Raw genomic sequence first — 18,135 nt, forward strand, 5'->3', positions numbered from 1 at the left:
GCGTCCTCAGATCATGCCGAGAGCGAGCAGCCAGGACGGTGCGCCGTCCGGCGAATGGCCGTCGGGCTCGACCTCCTCGCCATCGGTGGCTTCGACCACGCTGTCGGTGGACCAGCGCTCGATCTCGGTCATCGTGGGCAGGTCGGTGATCGACCGGGCCCAGGCCGGGAGATTGGTGATCGCCAGTGCTGCCCGCTCGAACCGCTCGGCCTTGATCGCATCGGTATCGGCAGGTGCGCGGGTGCGTACCCAATCCGAGCACACATCACGGACATAGACGGCACCATCCTCGCGGTAGGAGATCAGGCGATGGAGTTTGATACTGAAAAACCGATAGCGTTCGGGTTCCGCGCCGCTGGGCTGGGACGGCGCGTTCTTATGCAGGATTTCCGGGGAGGCTGACATGGGAGATCTCCTTCGATGGGGGTGATTCGATCGAAATCCTTCGTTGTTCTCTGGATTTCTCTGATCTACCCATCGCGTGACCGCAGCCCGGCGACGGCGGGCAAGGGCGCGAGCGGGCACTTGGCCCGCTCGCGGGAAACGCAGCCACGCGCAACCGGCGCTTGCGCCGGTGAGCATGGCGAGGCCCTACCCCTTGCCGGCCGAGGCGGGTGCGGTAGCCGATTTTCCTGTTTGGCTTTCTGCGCTTTTCTCTTTCATTTTTCTGATTTTGCGTTAGAGCCCGATTGAGATCATTAAGAGGAATTGGATATGCCCAAGGGTATCAAAGGATCGTCCAAGCCGGCGACCAAGATTCAGGCCGCAACAAAAACAAAGACCTCACCTGCAAAAGTGAAACCGGCTGCTGCCAAAGCACCGATGAAAGTCGCCCCGAAAACAGTGAAGACGCCCCGGGCCAAGACCGTCGCCGCAGTGGCAAAGCCGCAGCTATCAGTCCAGGAATTGCAGGATCGAATCGAGCAACTGGAGCAGGCAAACAGCGCCCTGACAGTGCTGGTTACAAATGCGCTGACAGAAGCCCGTGACCAGATCAAAACTCTTCAGGTCGAATTGGAACAATCGAAAGCCGCCCCGCCTGTAAGCGAAACAGCGTCACTTCCTGACAATACTCCCTCCCCTGCCCCCGTCATTGCGGCAAAGATCGCAAAAAAACCGGCGACCAAGGTGAAGCCGCAGGAAAAACCCATCATCAAGCGCGGCAAGGTCAAAACCTGACGCGCTGCGCTGCTGCGCCTTACTGCGCTCCCCCGGTTTCGGATCGTCCTTCGGCAAGCCAGTCCTTGACCCCAAGATCGGGGTCGATCAGGGCAAACGGCCCTCCATCGTCGGCGGTATCGATGGTGGCGTGCAATGCCACGGTCCATTGCGGCAGATCCTCCGCTGGCGTCATCACCGCACCGATAGCAAGGCAATGATAGGCGCCGATCGCTTCGGCGATCGTGTCGAGGAACATGCGGTAGCGTGGTTCCTCGTGCTGCGGGGCGTCTGCCACAATGCCGGTGATGATGGCTGCGAGTTCGACATCGGTTGCGATTTTTGCCATGTCGGGATCTCCTGTCAGGAACCGATTTCAAGGACGTTCTGCTCCGCGATCCGGATCCGCGGTGCATGGTTGGGTCGGGGTCGCTTCACCGGGCGGGTTCGGAATTCCCGGACCGACCAGGTGATCGCCGTGCGGTTCTCGACCAGGCTCGCACCCAATCGCGAGAGGTACTCTTGCGCTCCTGCCAGATTGGCGCAGGCTAGCATGCACCGGATTGTGTAGCCTGAACGGGGTTTCGGGATCTCTGCCCACACGCCGATCAGCGGCAGGCCTTTCGCGGGTCGACGTGTTCGGACCTGCGGTTTGAGGTTCTCGATGTCAAAGACGTCGAGGTCATCGTCATTGGTTCCGGTCATGGCCGGGGTTCCTTTCGATCAAAGGGCTGAGGTTGAAGTCGAGGGTCAGGGGACGGTGAGCCGATCCGGTTTCGCGGCAATAAGATCACGATATCGGTCGCGGACAGCGGGGCCGGTCAGGTAGTCAGCGTCGATGTCGAGCAGCGTGCCGATCCTGCGGCGGATGCTTGCCAACAGATCGGCGTCTTCATGAGACGGCACGGTGGTCGGCCAGCCTTTGACGTAGAGGAGATGATGGGGCAGCCGTGCTTCCAGACGCATCCGCTCGTGCGCAGCGAGCCGGGCCCGCGTCACCGCACGTCGCATATCGGCGTCGAGCAGATGCGGCGCGGTGTCGGCCAGCCAGCGGCTTCCCTGAAAAGCAAAGGTCGATCGGGCTTCGAGATCGACCATGGCGCGGTAGATGTCACGGTTCTCCGGACAGGAGGCGGCGGCCCGGAGATCACCGATCGAACTCATGATGCAGAACACGCACGACACACGGGTCGAGCCGTAGACGTCATAGGCTTCATGCGTCAGACCCGCCTCTCCGATGGTTCGCCAGACCTGCTCGATCGGCCAATCGATGATCGGGTTCCAGACGAAAGCCTCGCGGGTTCTGGTCGTGAGGTTGGTATCGATGGCGCTGACCGGCTTGCCGCGTCGGTTTGTACTCTCCTGCCGCCTGATCCCGGTCACGTTCAGGATCGGTCGACCGGGGAAGCGTTTGGCCAGCGCCGATGCGATGATCCTGGTTTTCATTTCGGAGGTGCAGAACCGCATCGATGGCGTGCTCCATGGCAGGATCACCTGCACGCATTCGAGGGCTGCATAGCGGGCGACGTTGTTGGCCCAGCGCCCATGCCACCGGTGCAGCATATCCCCGGCCTGCCGGCGGACAACGACCAGTTCCCAGCCGATCCGTTCGGCGAGGCGCTGGCAGGCGGGGAGACTGTCGCGCCATTCCACGCGGCCGAGATCGGCGTGGATCAGGATGCGCGGTCCCGCGTGGCCGATGGCTTCCAGATAACGATCTACCGCGATGGCAACCGCGCAGGAATCCTTGCCGCCACTGACCCCGATTGCAACGGCGGCATCAGCGGCCAGCAGGCGCTCGACCTCCGGGGTCAACGCGATCGGCGGGCATTCGGAATCCCAGCCGGTGCCGATGGCAGTGTTGGCGTCGGCATCGAACGGAAGCTTCCCTTGCCAGCTTTTGGTGAGCGGGAGGGCGGATCGTCCGCTATCCCCCCTGCCCTGCTCCGCGCTTGCGGAGCAAAACGCGTCCATCACGCAGCCGTCGCGAGAGGTTCGACAACAGGCACAGCCTGGTCGTCGAACTCGTCGAGCGTGTCTCCCGGATCGCCGTCGCCGTCCTGCTCTCCCGCGCCGGCTTCGTTGGCCGTTCGCACCGCAGTCGCGTAGTCGGCATGAAAGCCGAGGATGTAATCGGCCACGCGCTGTGCATCGGCCGCCGCGCGGAAGATCGCCTTCCTATCGGACCTGATGACGGTCATCCAATCGGCCAGGTAGCTGGCGGTATTCTCGATCTCGGCCTCGACGCCGACTACGGTGCAGATGTTCACCGAGGCGATCGACACCACCAGTTCCTCGAACGCATAAGCCGCTGAGCCGAACCGACCACCCTGGCTGAGGTTCAGCCGAGGTGCCGCATAGGCATAATGGGACAGTTCATGCAGCGCCGTATATGAGAAGGCCGCATCGTTGCGGAACGCGGCCTTGGGCGGCAGGTAGATGCAGTCCCGTGATGGCACGAAGCACGCTTGCGAGCCGCCGTAGTGGATGGTGGCACCGCTGCTGTCGAGGATTGTCTGGACCGCCTCCGGCGTGCGCCACGGCTCGGCTGCGATCCCCGGTGGGTTATAGACGGGAATGCCGTCGATCTGGGTTGCATGAAAGACCGTGGAAGCCCGCAGCATGAAGAACGGGCGTGCTCCCTCCCCTGCGGTATCAGGAGAAACGAGAACCGTCTCCCCGTCCTCGCCGCCCGGCCGCTGGAGCTTGCGATAGAACACGACGGTGGTGCCGCGTTCGCCCTTGCGGACCTGCCAGCCCCGGGCTTGCGCCTGCCGGTAGGAGCACCAGCGCGGATCGCCGTTGAACGCCGCATCCTGCATCATGCCGAGCAGCAGATTGTTGATCCCGCGGTAAATCCGTCCCGTCGTCGGGTTCATCGGTGCGCCGGCGAGGCCCTGATCCCAGCCCCGCTGCCACGGCAGCACGCCGCGTTCGAGCGCAGCGAGGATCTTGTCGGTCACCTCCTGGTAGATATCGCGGGGATTGGGATTCAGATTGGTATTGGCTGTGCAGGAGCGCGGCCATCTGGATTTGTTCATCGGTATTTCTCCCTTCCTGAAACACCGTTTGGCGGCCGCGTCGGGGCGGGCGGGGCAAGGGCGCGGGGCGGGCCGTTTGGCCCGTCCCGCGGGAAACGCAGCCACGCGCAGCCGGCGCGGGCGCCGGCGAGCATGGCGAGGCCCTACCCCTTGCGGCGCGCGACCCGCATGCGGCATTGCTTCACGCTCGCGGCGGAGATCGCTTTCATGTCTGCTGTCTCAATCGTGACCGAAGACCCGAACCACCTTGAACGATTGCCAGGGGTCACCCGCCGGGCCGGTCGGCGCGGCCAGCGAGAGGATCGCGGCACAATCGAGCACTGGCCGATGGGCGCGAAGATTACGCGGGGCTGCGTGATCGCGCTGGGAGAATGACAGGCCGATCTTGATTGCCCGCTTCGAGACGATCGTCGGATCGCGCCGCATCACCTTGGCAAGATCGATCATCGAGACGCCTGCCGCATGGGCGATGCGGATCAGGAGATCTTCATCCGGGGTCCAGTCCCGGCAGTAGCCATGATCCAATCCGAGGGTGAAGGCGCGGTTGTAGACGGCGGATTTCGGCCGATCGAGCAGGCCGGCGAGTTCGCCCGTCTTCATCCGGCCTCTGCCATAATTCGCCCGGAGCATTTCATCGTCTGCCTCGCTCCAGAGGCGGCCCTGACGTGCGCCGTTGGGCTTTGGGTGGGTGCCTGACAGGTTGAGTTCTGCGGCTTTCCAGCGGATCGAATGTCGCGATCGGCCAAGCCGGTGACTGAGCGCCACAAGATTGCCGCCGGTCTGATAGGCTTGGCGCAGGAGATCGCATTCCTCCTCGATCCAGGGTCGACCCCAACCCCGGTGATAGCCGCTCGCGGCGATGAACGCCTGAAAACTGCTTTCCGCGCGAAGGGGAAACCCCTTGGCGGCCAGCTTGCGGCGGATCACCGGATAGAGATGCCCCTCCTCGGCAAGCTTGAGCGCAAGAGCCTGTTCATCGGGATGCCAGGGCTTGGGTCCTTCTGGACGTCGCAGACCGAGATGCGACGCCCGGCTGATCACCCCGGACCCAGGGCGGCCGAGACGCGCGGCGATCTCGGCAATCGTCGCTTCTATCGTGTAGACCGCTCGAAGAACGGCATCTTCGGCTTCCGACCACGGCGGAGGTGCCGCCTTCGTCAGACCGAGAAGCCCGGCGCGGACGTAAACAGCCGGCACACCACGTTCAAGGCGGAGCGCAAGTGTTGCAGTCGGCACGCTGCCGTAGTCCGTGATCAGGACACGGTCCTCATCTTCGGTCCACGGCCGAAACTTCGGGCGATAGAGGCCCAGTTCCCAGGCTATGTCTTTCACCGTCTCGATCGTGCGACTGACGGCAATCGCGATCTCCTCCCAGGGCGCATCTGCGCCGAGCCTATCCCGGAGCGTATCGAGTTCCGCCGGCATCCAACCTCGCGTGTGGTATCTGATCTCCCGCACCGGGGTGATCTCTGCCGGTGTGGGTAGCACCCGGTCCGCAGTCGCGGGATCGAGCACCACGATCTCGTAATCGCCCATGTCAGGACAAGCCCACGATGGGCGTATCGGCGATCAGGGTGCGCAGCGCCGCAGCCAGGCGCACGACGCGGCAGTCGTCGCGCGGCAGCGCGTCGATCAACCGCTCCCCGATCAGCAGATCGATCGCCTGATCGACGATCCCCGGTTCGATCGCGAGCTTGGCGGCGATCTCCGTGGTGGTCGTGGCATTGGGAGAGATCCGCTTCAGGGTCTGGACAATCGTGCCCGCGACCGGCGCGAGGTCGTTGAGCAGGAACAGGCTGAGCGCCAGTTTGCCTCTGCGGTCGGGACGATGATCGCTGACTGCCGAAGCGGGCAGGCGATCGAGATCGAGCCGGTCGCGGGCGTCGGCGTCACTCATTCGTGCCCCTGGCATCGGTGTGGGTGTCGCGCCGACATGCGGGGTGGACGCGATCGCGACGTCGACCGCGACCGCCTCGCGCGCGAAGGCCGGGCCGATCGCAAAGAAGCGTCCTGCCGGCAGCGTGCGCAATTGGCAGGCCTTCTGGTAGGGGAACCCGAGGAGATCACCGGCGCGCGCGACGTCCCGGTCGTAGACATTCAGACCGAGCAGATGATTGTGGCATTCGCTGACCACCGAACTCGCGAGCTTTGCGAGACGCTGGGTTGCGATCACCGGTCCGAGGCCACGCTTGCGGCCCCGCGCGCAGAGTTCGGTGAGGGTGGCGATCCCGAGGCGGCGGATCTCGGCGTCGCGCCCCGATGCGGCGAGATGCGGCGCAATCAGATGGGCTTCGTCGATCGCGACCAGCATCGTGTGCGGCCAGTGTTCCCTGGGCGCGGTCAGCAGGCCGTTCAGAAAGGCGGAGGCACGCACGATGCGCTCGTCGGGCGAGAGATCGCTCAGGTCGAGATGCACCGAGAGCCGGTGCCGCCGGGCATTGAGTGCCACGATCGCGAGTCCATCCGCGGCGAGGTCGGCCGCCCGGATCGTGGGAGCGCCGATATGAGAGGCCAGGTTGGCGAACTCGGCTTCCGGATCGAGCAAGGCGATCGCCGTATGAGGATGTGCCTGCTCGATGATATGGCGGAGCGCCATGGACTTGCCGGCGCCGGCCGATCCCTGGATCAGGCATTTGTAAGCGATCAACCGGGAGAGATCGACGTCGAGTGTCCCGCGCGGCGTCTTGCCGAGGGTGAATCGCGGCCCTTTCAGGCTCGGCGCTGGCGATGAACCGGCACGCGCGATCGTTGCGGGTGGTGGATCGGGCTCTTCGATCATGCCGCGGTCGCGCAGCAGGGTGCGAAGCGCCGGGGTGGTCGGGAAATTATCATCGCCGGGGCGGACGATGCGCGGCCGCTCGAGCGCCTTGTCGGACGCGGGATGTGATCTTGCGGGCATGGGATGTCTCCGGGGGAGTGCCGAGGAAAGATTCGGCATGTTGAAACGCCAACGCGCCCTCGTGGGGCGCGCTGGCAGGATTGAATTCGTCGGAGTAATTCGGATCAGGACCGGAACGTCGCGTTCACAATGACGTCGTGGTCACAATGACGCGGTCAGGGAGCGGTTGTGTCTCGATCTCGCCGTTCATGCTCATCGCGCCAATGCTGTTCGAGCGCACGGGCGATTTCGGCACGGGGTTGGACTGCGCGGAACAACGCGAAGGCTGGTGCGCCGGCGACTGCGTTCTGGTCGAGCGCTTCGAGGCTGGCGTTCACGCCGCGGTTCGGGTGTCCGGTCTCGTCGTTGTAGTCGGTAACCAGCTGACGGAATCCCGGATGGTCACGATATTCCTGCTCGAGCCGGGCGATCTGGGCAGCATGGTTCGGCAGGGTTTTCTCGACCGCCTCGGTCGCCGTGGCAGGCAGGTCGGGTTTCTGCGCCTGCGTTGCCTGTCGAGCCTGCGCTTTAGCCGCCTGGACCAGCTGGGTGATGTCCGGCCGTGCAGTGGTCCGGTCCGATGGCGCGCGCTCACGACCATAGAGGAAGCCGACAGCGCAAAGGCCAAGCCCGAGAATGAGGGTGGAACGCTTCATGACACGGTGCCCATTTTCGGCTGATCGGCATCGGCTGGCAAATGAATTTCGGGATTCAGCGTTCCTGCGGATTTGATTTCGACCCAGTCGGCATCACTGCCGAGGCTGGCTGGCAAGCAGAATATCCTGCGCTCAGACCAGTTGAAGATCGTCGCGCTGCCCAGATCCACCCAGCCGTCATCGTTGGACCAGTAGCCACCTCCCTGCCCCATCTGACTCTCGTTCGGTGAATAGATCATGAAGCGCTTGCCGGCCTGGATCATCTCGTCGATCCAGTCGCCGCAGTGAAAATCGCCGATAACCTCGCCGGCGCCGAGATCGAGCACGCAGGCCCCGCCACTGAAGGCGTCGAGGACTGGCCGCGAGCAGAGATAGGCCCAGCTAAACCCCCAGCGACCGCGGAGCTTGAAGCGCTTGGCGCAGGCAAGAACGTAATTGATGACATGATCGGGATCGCCCATGCCATCACCGTCATGGATCCAGACGCCGCCCGGTGAATCCTCCATCGGGTCGGCTGCCACCTCGAAGCAGACGATATCGCCGTGTCGCGCCATCAGACGCTCATAGGCGGCAAACAGTCGCACGGCGCGGGCGGCATTGCCGGTCGAGCCGGTATCGAGCCGGCAGGAAAATCGTGTGGAATAGTCGGCCATGAGAAAAAGCTCCGTGAATGAAAAAGCCCGGTGCGAGACCGGGCTTTTCGGAATGAGAGGGAAAGCTGACGATCAGCCGCCGGGTTGGGGATGGATGCGGTCCTCGTCGAACGGGACGGCCTCGATGACCTGTTCCCTGCTGTCGGCAGTGACCCGGTCGATGTAGGCGATGATCCCTTCGCGCCGATCGTCGGTGTCGATGTGTTCGGGTTGACTGGCTGATTCCATCGCGCGTTTGGCCGCGACCTTCGCCGCCTCGATGGCCGCGGTATCGCTGTTCGCCTCGGTCGTGATGCTATCGTAGGCGCGTAGCCAGAAGCCGAGTTTCACGATGTATTCGGTCATGATGCGGTTCCTTCCAGAATGTCGCGGTCCAGCGTGCTGCGCGATCCCATCCAGGCTTCCGGCCGGATCGCGCGCACCCAGTCAGCGAAGCTCGGGATGCGACCGAGATCTTCTTTCACGTGCTGTTCGGCGATCAGCCGGACCGGAACGATCCGGCCTGCGCTGTTGGTCAGAACGTGACCGAACACGCGCTCGGTGATGAAGATGCCGCTCGAGTGGTGGAGCGCTGCGCGGTGCCGAAAGTCGGCGACCGCTGCCTTGCTGGAATCGAGGAAGTCATGGATCGCCTGGTAGTCGTCGGGTGAGCCGCCCCACTGACGCGCGGATGACACCGCATGGTGATACGGATGTGCCACGGGGCCCTCACATCTCGTGTTCATAGTAATTTGTTTCGGTGTAGCGTTCGTTCATCTCCAGCCGGATCGTCTCGCTCTCGACATCGAATCCGCACTCGCCGAATCCGCCGTCGTTGTTCTCCCATCCGTCGTGCTTTGCGCCGATGAAGTCCCAGAAGATCTCCTCGATGATGTCCTGGATCAGGGATGATTTTTCCATCTCCTGGACTTCATAGCCGGCGCAGCGCTGCCCGCTCGGTGTCTCCGAACAGGGTTCATATCGTTCTTTCATTGTAGCGAACGGATAGGGGATGGGTTCCGCCGGCAGATCGATCGGCTTTTTCTCCGCGTCGTAAGCCTCGACCGATTCGATCTGGCCACTGTCGCCGTAGCCATCGAACGTCACGGTGACGCGCGTGATCCCGGCAGCTTTCAAGGCGCCGAACAGGATCGGTTTGGCTTTTCGCAGGATCGAGCTTTGCAGTTTCTGGAACTCGGTATGTGCCACCGTGTAGTCAGCAATCAGCGCGGTCGCGGTGGCAACCGATGCCGGTTCGGCCGTCGGTGTGGTGGAATGATCGCTCATGGGGTGGTCTCCGTCTGATGGGTATGGGGGAAGAGAACGATGGTGGAGCTGCTCGCGCAGTTTCATGGATTTTCCTTTCATCTTCTTCGTGAAGATGTCCGGATCGCGGCCACGGCGGTGCCGGGCGGGGCAAGGCTGCGCAAGGGTGCGGAGCGCCCGCAGCGCAGGACCAGAGCCACGCACAGCCTGCCCTCCGGGGCAGGCGAGCATGGCGTGGACCCACGCCTTGCCCCGCACGGACCGACCGTGGCAGCCGGGCCTACACCGATCGCTTCAGGCGACGGTTTGATCCACCCTCATCAACGTTGGCGTCGCTGACGTCGTGCGTTCAGCGGTTTCGATTTCAGCCGTTGCGAGCACACGCCCGCGGATCCGGTATCGGCCGCCAAGCGGACGGTCTCCGGCATCGACCGGCCGGAAAGCAAGAATCATTCGTCCCCGCCGTGACATAGCTTCGGCGATGAACCTGTCGTAGCTGGCCCCATCGGTAAACCGGAGCGGGGTTGCGAACCGGATGTGGGTACCGCTGACGATGCGCGCTTGCTGCCGCCGCTCGCCGGCTTTGCGTTCCCGAGCGGCAGCAACCCGTGCCCGCCAGTCCGCCGCATATCCCGCGCCGGGCAGTTGATCGATCGGGGTCAGCAGATTCATGATCCCGACCGGGCAATCGACCTCGCAGGGACCAACCGACTCGTCCATCGGCTTGTAACCGAAATCGCCATCGCGGCCCATTTGCGTCAGGTATACATAGGCCACGGTGTATGGCGCCTGATCGGGAATGCCGATCAGAACCGCCGCATACCAGGTCGAACCGACGAAGGCGGATTTGACCACCTTGATCTCGGCCCTCCCCGGCTTGTCGGCGATCTGCTCGATTTCGCTGCGCAAAAACGCATCCTTGTCGGCGGTGCTACGACCACCGATCGGTTGATAATACCATCCCATGACGGGACTCCTGTGAGAGGGGTTAAAGCAATCACCCACCCCGAAAACGCCAAAGCCCGCCGATAAGGGCGGGCCTGCGGTTCGAGAGTGGGCAGGTGGCTGCCGACGTGCGGCCTATTCGTATAAGGGCCGTATCCGCGGGAAATGCGTCGGCATGATCTGGGCGCGCATGACCCGGACATCGTATTGCCCGACCGAGTTGGTCTGCGAGATGTCGGGACGGCCCTGATTGACCTCGGGTAGTTTCACTCGCATCTGCTCCGCGTGTACGTTGGCCGCAGCGATGGTGCAGAAGCCCGCCGGGGCGGCTCCAAGGGTTTCATAGACCCACGGGTCGATCGCGAGGATGCCGGTTTGATACCACCATCCTCCTTCCTCAGGGCCGCCGTAACTCAGGTCGATCAGGAAAACCGCGACCCAGCAGAGGCCGGCCCCTTGATCATCGTCGGGACCGGACTCGTAATCGGTAGCCGTGGCCGGTGGCGTTTCGGCACCAATGGTATCGATCATGGGACCACGCTCCCGTTCGATTGGATGACGGGCGGTGCGTGCAGGACGCCGATGGCCGGCATTGCGAGGATGACGTGGATCACGATGGCGAGGGTCATGACCCGGATCGCCATGTCGAAATGCCACACGTTCAGTATGCGTAATCGTTTCCTGGGTTTCTCCTTCAGTCTTCTCCTTGAAGACCCCCTCCCCCGGCCGTATCGGGATGACCGGGGCAAGGGCGCGCGAGGGCGCTTGCGCCCGCACCACGGGAGCGCAGCGACAACCCCTTGCGGCGGTCATCCCGCATGCGGCAGGGAATTGTCCTAACTGCCGGGTCTTATTTGCTTGTCAGCGCCCCACGCTGATTTCAGGGGCGGTGATTGCCGTTGAGCCGTTCCGCCGTGGTGATCGGGTCAACCGTGTTGTTGCGTTTTTGCCTACCAGCGTACGCTGCCACGTTTTCTGCGCACCCGTCTGGCTTTCCACGCCACCAAGGCGTGTTTCATCTTATCAATCTGTGGCGCGAATATGTAGCCGAACGCAGCGCCGGACATCATAACCGTCAGAAGGTTTCTGAAATAGTCGCTCATTGTCCTACTCCGCCGCTTCGACTTGATCATAATCGATATGACCCGGTGACGTAGAAATTTCCTGCCGGGCACGAATCAGGCCACGCAACGTCTCCTCGAACCGTTCTGCTGCCAAATGCGCCGGCCATGGCTCCCAGGGCGCCATACCCGGTTGCACATTCAACGGGTCCTCATCAAGCGGCTTCAGGGTGATCCCGAGATCACGCCGCAGTGCCGGTTTCCGCCATCCGACGACGTGGAGGGCTTCGCTCGCGGCCGCCAGACGATCGGCATGCTTGTGCTGCCGGTGGATCGCGACCGTCCAGGGTGGGAGGTCGTAGCGGAGGTTCACAGCGGCCTGAAGACGGCGGTTGACCTCCGCATACCCCTCCCCGAGGTGTGGTTTCAGCGGGGTGATCGGATCAAAACCACCAATCAGTGCCTCCGTTGCATCGTGGAGTAGCTCACGCAGCGCCTCGCCCGGCGACAATGGTGACGGTGCGAGTTGCTGACGGATTGCCAACACCGTCAGACTGTGCTGGGCAACAGACAGCGGCAGATCCCAGCAGGAATGACCGCCCCAACGATAGGTGCGGGATAAGCCAGTCGCAAGATCAGTCTCGGTCCAGGCATTCGGTGCCGGATCCAGCAGGTTGAGGCGATTGCCGGAGCGAAACATGATCCACGCCCGCGGCAGTTGTTTGTTCATCGGAAGATCTCCTTGGCGATCGAGAGGAAGACCACCGGACCATCCATGTTGCATTCTCTGTCTCGATCACCCCAGAGCCACCGCGGCCCGGTGATCCCGGCAAACGCGCAGGCGTCCGTGTTCGGATGCCTGCGGGGCCAGAGCCACGCGCAAGGAGCGCGGTATCTGCCGCGCGATTGAGCATGGCGAGGACCCACCGTTTGCCGGGGTCATCGGGCCGCGGTAATCACCCAAAGCGCTGGGACCTCGGCTCAATGACGTCTGCAGATACGATCGGCAAGAGTTGAAAGCGGATTACTTTAATCGCGGACGCTTGCGATCGCGGCCAGATCAGGATCAATAAGCGGACGATTGTCACAGCCAGACGATGCTCGCTACCGGCGAGCGCCTGGACGATGAGATGGCGTAGATCAGGCCACATGTCGGCCAGCCGTCCCAAGGAGACAAAACACTCGTCATCGCCGGTCGCCACCAGCGCGTCGATGGTTTCCGACGACGGTTCATCCTTTACCAGACGTATCAGCGATGCCCGGGTTTCGGGTCGTCCCATCATACCGAGAGCTATTGCGGCCTCGCGTGAGACTTCCCGATGAAGATCATCCAGGAGCTCGATCAGGCGAGGAACGGTAGATGGCCAGAATATTGCACATCAGCAGGCGCCTCGCCCTGAGGCGACGTTTCCTTCTGCGGTCGCAGAATCCCACAGACCGTCGTGATTGACCGCGTTGATGCGGGGATGTTTTTTTCTGGCCGGACTCACTACCGTCTTTGCGAACCTCGTTTACCCTGTTGTCCGGAACGCCGGTGACCACAATTACGTTGCCCTTGTCCTTGAGCGCCTAGCCCAGCCATTGATTAGTTTCGCGGCCGACACCGTAAGGACTCCCCATCTGTCCGTAGTTATTCAATTCCGAGTTCCTTGCGAATGTGATTGAATTTTTTCGGATCAGCATGTTGCGCATCTGACATCATACGTTTCAACGCGACAAAACCAGCCTCCGTGAAGAAGAGCCTGGGCGCCGGGTGGCGCTCCAGTCGCATCAATCCCCTCTCCAGCAATGTCTGACCGGCTGGTGGTATCTTTGGTTCGCCCGAGTTTGGACCCGTCTTCCTGGTACGGACTAGAAAGCCATCAGAAACGGCTGGGAGTGTCGTGAAAACCTCGTCAAGTTCGCGACGGATGTAAGCACGCTCGGCGGCGTTGAAATCGTCTGGGGGAGGCGGATTGGCTAGAGACATGGTTGACGATTGACCGATCTTCATGGAGTGGGGAGCATCTCAAGGGGGGAAACAATCGATGAGGCTGACGGTGTAGTCGCCCTTTGTGCTGGTGGGCAAGTTGCGAGTGAGCAGATAGGCCGCGACTCGTTGACCCTTGTGGGAATTCTCGACCTTCCCGTGGGTCGGCAGTTCCTAGACTTACACACTGAAGGGTCGTCCGCTGGCCCGAAGGGCAAGAAACTCCTAGCGGCTTGTACGTGCGCGAGGTCAACAAATCCCACATGAGTCGGCATCCACTGATTCTGGCGTGGCATCGTCCATTGCCGAGGATATCTTGACCGGTTGATGATGGCGCTTTGATGAAGCTGGCTCACTGTGTATCCAACATGTTGAGGGTGGCAAAACTACTTGAGCGCGGGTTTCCGGGTTATGAGACAACCGGCCGGCGCTAAAGCGTGGGATTTCTTGACTGACGTGTCGGCGCCTCGTTCGCGGCCATATCTTGCCGCGCAAGTCGGGAAATCCCCTAAGGGCGATCTCAAGACAAGGCGGTAAGCTACTAGCTTTAGGGGATTTTCCGACGCACAAGATTGTAAACCAGAGTTTACGGTCGAAAAATCCCACAGGAGTCGAGGGAATACAAACATTGGGCCAACGGGTTGACCGATAAAAACGTTGTGGCAGGCTGAAATTCTATGACTTGACAAGCTTTAAGACAGGCGGCCTTGACGGATGTAGGGTAACGCCGCGCTCCTCTACTTCAAGCCGACATTCGGGATACGCGGCAGTAGCAGCTCGGAGAGCGTCAGCGAAGAGAGGCTTGAAGTGCTTCAATGGCCTGCCTGTAGTGTTGAACTGGGCGGTCAAGGCGGTCCAGGATATCTCTACAGGCCCCTTCAACTCGTGGCATCGCCATGCTAGCCATATATAAACATCCAGGGCCAGAGAGCGATGAGCAAGTTCACGAATTGCCGTCTCTTGGAGCGGCACGGGGTGGTCTCTCAGTGCCCGCCAGAAAGTCTCGTCAAGGACAACGCGGTCATCCCAGGACAGATTGCTATGGTGGTGCTCGCCGGTGTCCTTAAAACGAAGTCCGGCAGAGACAATGGCACCGCGAGACCACATCTCTGCATCCTCGCCATCCCAGAAAAACTTCAACGAACAGGCTGAAATGCGTGCAGCTTGTTCCTTTAATGCGCGTGTGGTTTCTCCCCCTACGGCAATACCCATACGTTCCATCCAACTACGCATCGACTTGCCCAGTTCAATTTCGCGGCTACCCGTGCGAATCGCCTGAGTTTGCAAATAGAGAAGGATCATACGAGCGCGTGACCCGAATGGGACGCCGTATTTGACCACTGTATCTCCGCTGCGCATGGTGCCTGGCTCGACGAGCAGTGTGACTCGATGGCCACGGCGCTGCCATATCTCGTCGTCTGGAAGTTTTTTATGTGGAAGGCTTGTTAGGCAGAATCCTGAATAGGATATCCCAATCTGCTGGCGCTCGTCTGTGAGGACCTCCTGAGCAATATCAACGAGTGGCCTATATCGAGGCTCGACGAGTTCCCTCGCCTGCTCGCTTCCGAAGTCCAGGACGAGCTGGGCTATGTTTTGGTCGATGCGGTAGCTCATTCCAAAACTCCTTTCTAAACCTCCTCACCTAACCTAATCGTTTATTGGGTCTACTTGTCAACTGTGGGATTTCTTGACCAAAAACCGTGGGATTTCTTGACTGAGCTATTAGAAGTTAGTTAGATTCTATTAGTAGTATTTAGTAAAAAAATCCCACGGGACGAATCGGGTTTTGGTCGGGAAATCCCAAGGAGGGGTCGAGTAATCCCTGTGGATAAGTATCCAATCCTGTGGAAAAGTTTTAATCCTTTTTGGGGGGTCAATTTTTCCCACGCAGGATCTGTGGATAACTTTCTAGAAACGCCGAGTCGCCGATGCGTGCATCACGAACCACGCATCACGCTACCACTTGAGCCCTCGCCGCTGCATGTATGCGTCAAGGGCCTCGCCAAGAATTTCTTGGATTGGTCGGCGCTCTTGCACCGAGAGCATTTTGAGCCGTTCCCAGCGGTCTTCGGTGAGGCGGAGTGTGACACCTGGAAGATTGCGTGATGCTGTGTAAGTCCGAACCCGGCCAGTCGAAGTGACGACTCTTGTACGGTCGTCCCCTCCCCTCCCCTCCCCCGCGCTGCTCTCCCTCGCCTGTCGAGATACGGACGGCGCAAGGACCGAGTCGGTGACTTCGAACTCGTGATGGAGGTCGATTGGCGGCGCGGTTTCTGCGGCTGCCACGAGGTTAGGCCGAGACTGCTCCTGCGGTGTGGCACCGTCGGTGATCGAGTCGGAGGAACGTTTCACGAAACTAGTGAAGCTGCGTTTTGGAGTGTTCGCCATTATGCCCTCCGCTTGGAAGATGAGACATTGGTGAGGTCGCTGACGCTGGTGCGGTTTTTGTCAAAAGCCAATATTTCCTTCCAAAGTGCACGGATCTCCTTCGCGGCTTTGCTGGTCGGGTCAAACTCGCCCACTGCTTGGCCCTGCGTGAGAGCCCGCCGGTAGACCTTTCGCTCGACAACTCGGGTGTTGAGCAGAGGCAATCCAAGCGCTTTCAGCGCGCGCTCCGTTTCCAAGATTTCTTCGTCTGTGCGTGGCGAAGTCCGGGTGAGTACTGCAATGGCGGGAACACTGTTCGCGCGCAGAAGATCCAGAGTCGCTTGGGTTGCGGCAACGTCAAGGATCGATGGTTGGACCGGAACCACAGCAACGTCGATATTTCGTGCGACAACCTCGAGCGCGGGTGCGGTATGGGGCGGCGTGTCGATAAAAATGAGTTTGAAGCCCTCTGCTTCAGCTGCTTCAAGGGCGTCCCGGAGTTCAGCAGCGAGGACAGCGGCAACAGGTGGCGCAAGATCACCCCTCGCCAACCCCCATACTCCGGACGCGCTCGCTTGGGGATCAATATCTATGATTGCGGTGCGGATGCCAGACTGTTGAGCGGCGACTGCTAAATGGACGCAAAGCGTTGTTTTCGCGGCACCACCCTTCTGCTGGACAAGAGCGATACGCCTCACCAACTTCCCGCCCACATTGTGCTGCGTGATGCACGCATCATTTTGAACTCCTTCCTGTTGTGATGTCGCCAAGTCTTTGCCCACGTTCGATAGACGTGCTGCGTGATGCACGGTTCATGCACCACGCATCGCTCACCCGTCAAGTTAATATTGGCGCGTAACTCTCCTCTACTGGGAGGTTTATGGTAACCAGACGTACACCGTGATGCGTGCGCCGAGATGCGTGCAGGGTGATACGTGCTTCGTGAGTGGTGATGCGTGAGGCAATATTTGTAGGCCGATTGCAGTGATGCACGCACCACGCATCGTGTGTAAATAGATGATACCCTATGTAATAGGCATACCGGACGCATCTAAACCTGTGGATTCTTTGCGCCTGGATAAGTGATGTGTAGCGTGCGCTTCGCACGACCAATCACACACCACGAAGCACGCATTACGCAGCACGCATCACGCATTATCCTTCAGGTGTTTGGCCCCGGTTCCATCGATACGTCATAAGTCTGCCCTACGCGATGCGTAATGCATGGTGCATTAATCACGCATCACCGCCATTGGGACTTCCGATTAAAGGAACAGAAGATAGGTTATCGTGGTGCACGCATCACACATCACTTCCGAATCGACGGGTTTGTACCTTGGGTGGATCATGCATCGTGATGCACGATCCACGAACCACGTTTCTGTGGCTGCGAGGTGCTAAATAATGTCCAACAAATGGGTATCGTACGTCGGATCCTTTTCAATTGGGTGCCGAGATCTGGGTATTTACACCACGCGCAGCGGGTTCTTTGTGCCGGTCGAACCCATTCTACTTAGCGGCTGATCGCCGGGGGCCATTCCGGTGGCCAACGCGCCGCAATTCATGCTGTGGCCGTTGAAGTCACAAAGACAGAGTCTACCATTACGAATCGGTTCTTGGTGCACTGAGCCACGGTCTGCGGAGTGGCTGACTGCGAGCCGAATGGGGGCAGAGTGGGACGGCGACAGCACCGTCCTCTGGGCGGCGCCTGCCTGATGCGCCGGTAGCCGGAGACTTCGATCTCGATCTGTCCAAAAGCGGAGCGTTGGCGGATGCGTTTCGTATGCGTTCTCGGTTTCGTCGGTCTCTGATGGTTTGTCGTAGTCGTCTGAACGGGGCCAACAGCTCGACGTTGATCGTGGTGGGGGAAGGGTGTGGCGCCACAAACAGGGTGAGAAGGCCGGGGATGATGTCGCGCAACTACAGCTAGTGTCCCGTCGCAGTGATTACGACTCCTTGATTGATGGCGTGGGGTAGGATTTGGCCATCTTCACTCTTGCCTGATCTGTGGAGAACATCCAGCGAATTTTGGCACCGCTTTTGGTGCGGCGGCGCTCCCAGGCCCGGACTTCGGTTTCGAGCAGTTCGCGGTTATCGATCCGGCGGTCGAGGCATTGTCGGCGCATGACGCCGATCTCGATCTCGGCCATGTTGAGCCAACT

The 18,135-nt window shown here is 60.9% G+C and carries 21 protein-coding genes and 1 pseudogene; 1 reads left to right on the forward strand and 21 read right to left on the reverse strand.

Translation table 11 applies throughout. From position 1 onward, the window contains the following. Positions 1 to 6 precede the first annotated feature (6 nt). On the reverse strand, positions 7 to 405 hold the full coding sequence (locus AruPA_RS18595) for a hypothetical protein (RefSeq protein WP_265638257.1): 399 nt from the start codon (positions 403 to 405) through the stop codon (positions 7 to 9). A 309-nt stretch (positions 406 to 714) separates the two neighbouring features. On the opposite strand from AruPA_RS18595, the gene AruPA_RS18600 reads away from it, so the two are divergent. Continuing rightward, the gene (locus tag AruPA_RS18600; RefSeq protein WP_265638258.1) at positions 715 to 1,179 is read left to right on the forward strand and encodes a hypothetical protein; all 465 of its coding nucleotides are present in this window, start codon (positions 715 to 717) and stop codon (positions 1,177 to 1,179) included. 19 nt (positions 1,180 to 1,198) lie between these two features. Here AruPA_RS18600 and AruPA_RS18605 read toward each other — a convergent pair whose 3' ends face one another. The 20 genes and pseudogenes from AruPA_RS18605 to AruPA_RS18700 all read right to left on the reverse strand — a co-directional run. Beyond that, positions 1,199 to 1,507 carry a hypothetical protein gene (locus AruPA_RS18605; RefSeq protein WP_265638259.1) on the reverse strand — a complete coding sequence of 103 codons (309 nt, stop codon included), beginning with the start codon at positions 1,505 to 1,507 and terminating at the stop codon, positions 1,199 to 1,201. 14 nt (positions 1,508 to 1,521) lie between these two features. Further along, positions 1,522 to 1,863: a hypothetical protein gene (locus AruPA_RS18610; protein WP_265638260.1), complete on the reverse strand. Its 342-nt coding sequence runs from the start codon at positions 1,861 to 1,863 to the stop codon at positions 1,522 to 1,524. 45 nt (positions 1,864 to 1,908) lie between these two features. Next, positions 1,909 to 3,132: a phosphoadenosine phosphosulfate reductase family protein gene (locus AruPA_RS18615; RefSeq protein WP_265638261.1), complete on the reverse strand. Its 1,224-nt coding sequence runs from the start codon at positions 3,130 to 3,132 to the stop codon at positions 1,909 to 1,911. Beyond that, positions 3,132 to 4,199, reverse strand: coding sequence for an ArdC family protein (locus tag AruPA_RS18620; protein ID WP_265638262.1), 1,068 nt, complete (start codon positions 4,197 to 4,199; stop codon positions 3,132 to 3,134). Before AruPA_RS18620 ends, AruPA_RS18615 begins: the two co-directional genes overlap by 1 nt. Before the next feature lie 219 nt (positions 4,200 to 4,418). After that, positions 4,419 to 5,735: a hypothetical protein gene (locus tag AruPA_RS18625; protein ID WP_265638263.1), complete on the reverse strand. Its 1,317-nt coding sequence runs from the start codon at positions 5,733 to 5,735 to the stop codon at positions 4,419 to 4,421. 1 nt (position 5,736) lies between these two features. Next, positions 5,737 to 7,098 carry a helicase HerA domain-containing protein gene (locus AruPA_RS18630; protein WP_265638264.1) on the reverse strand — a complete coding sequence of 454 codons (1,362 nt, stop codon included), beginning with the start codon at positions 7,096 to 7,098 and terminating at the stop codon, positions 5,737 to 5,739. Positions 7,099 to 7,253: 155 nt separating this feature from the next. Beyond that, the gene (locus AruPA_RS18635; protein WP_265638265.1) at positions 7,254 to 7,733 is read right to left on the reverse strand and encodes a hypothetical protein; all 480 of its coding nucleotides are present in this window, start codon (positions 7,731 to 7,733) and stop codon (positions 7,254 to 7,256) included. Continuing rightward, a complete protein-coding gene (locus AruPA_RS18640) occupies positions 7,730 to 8,386 on the reverse strand; it encodes a hypothetical protein (RefSeq protein WP_265638266.1) in 657 nt (218 codons plus the stop codon). The genes AruPA_RS18635 and AruPA_RS18640 overlap by 4 nt, the downstream gene beginning before the upstream one ends. Before the next feature lie 72 nt (positions 8,387 to 8,458). Then, positions 8,459 to 8,731, reverse strand: coding sequence for a hypothetical protein (locus AruPA_RS18645; protein ID WP_265638267.1), 273 nt, complete (start codon positions 8,729 to 8,731; stop codon positions 8,459 to 8,461). After that, positions 8,728 to 9,087: a DUF6915 family protein gene (locus AruPA_RS18650; RefSeq protein WP_265638268.1), complete on the reverse strand. Its 360-nt coding sequence runs from the start codon at positions 9,085 to 9,087 to the stop codon at positions 8,728 to 8,730. Before AruPA_RS18650 ends, AruPA_RS18645 begins: the two co-directional genes overlap by 4 nt. Positions 9,088 to 9,094: 7 nt before the next feature. After that, entirely contained in the window at positions 9,095 to 9,862 is a 768-nt protein-coding gene (locus tag AruPA_RS18655) for a DUF6878 family protein (RefSeq protein ID WP_265638269.1), read from the reverse strand. A 63-nt stretch (positions 9,863 to 9,925) separates the two neighbouring features. Then, positions 9,926 to 10,597 (reverse strand): DUF6927 domain-containing protein, encoded by a 672-nt coding sequence (locus AruPA_RS18660; protein WP_265638270.1) that lies wholly within the window; start codon positions 10,595 to 10,597, stop codon positions 9,926 to 9,928. Positions 10,598 to 10,711: 114 nt separating this feature from the next. Then, positions 10,712 to 11,107, reverse strand: a complete 396-nt coding sequence (locus tag AruPA_RS18665) for a hypothetical protein (RefSeq protein WP_265638271.1) — start codon at positions 11,105 to 11,107, stop codon at positions 10,712 to 10,714. A gap of 419 nt (positions 11,108 to 11,526) precedes the next feature. Next, positions 11,527 to 11,679: a hypothetical protein gene (locus AruPA_RS18670; RefSeq protein WP_265638272.1), complete on the reverse strand. Its 153-nt coding sequence runs from the start codon at positions 11,677 to 11,679 to the stop codon at positions 11,527 to 11,529. A 4-nt stretch (positions 11,680 to 11,683) separates the two neighbouring features. Next, entirely contained in the window at positions 11,684 to 12,367 is a 684-nt protein-coding gene (locus tag AruPA_RS18675; protein ID WP_265638273.1) for an HD family hydrolase, read from the reverse strand. 226 nt (positions 12,368 to 12,593) lie between these two features. Further along, positions 12,594 to 13,010 carry a HEAT repeat domain-containing protein gene (locus tag AruPA_RS18680; RefSeq protein ID WP_265638278.1) on the reverse strand — a complete coding sequence of 139 codons (417 nt, stop codon included), beginning with the start codon at positions 13,008 to 13,010 and terminating at the stop codon, positions 12,594 to 12,596. 257 nt (positions 13,011 to 13,267) lie between these two features. Next, positions 13,268 to 13,630, reverse strand: coding sequence for a hypothetical protein (locus AruPA_RS18685; RefSeq protein ID WP_265638274.1), 363 nt, complete (start codon positions 13,628 to 13,630; stop codon positions 13,268 to 13,270). A 651-nt stretch (positions 13,631 to 14,281) separates the two neighbouring features. Continuing rightward, positions 14,282 to 15,220, reverse strand: coding sequence for a replication protein RepA (locus tag AruPA_RS18690; RefSeq protein ID WP_265638275.1), 939 nt, complete (start codon positions 15,218 to 15,220; stop codon positions 14,282 to 14,284). Positions 15,221 to 15,993: 773 nt separating this feature from the next. Continuing rightward, the gene (locus AruPA_RS18695; RefSeq protein ID WP_265638276.1) at positions 15,994 to 16,743 is read right to left on the reverse strand and encodes a ParA family protein; all 750 of its coding nucleotides are present in this window, start codon (positions 16,741 to 16,743) and stop codon (positions 15,994 to 15,996) included. Between the two features lie 1,176 nt (positions 16,744 to 17,919). Beyond that, positions 17,920 to 18,135 (reverse strand): annotated as a pseudogene (locus AruPA_RS18700) (IS630 family transposase); the annotation flags it as partial.

It is taken from the genome of Acidiphilium sp. PA, from assembly GCF_026191915.1.
In the GTDB taxonomy this organism is placed as follows: Bacteria; Pseudomonadota; Alphaproteobacteria; order Acetobacterales; family Acetobacteraceae; genus Acidiphilium.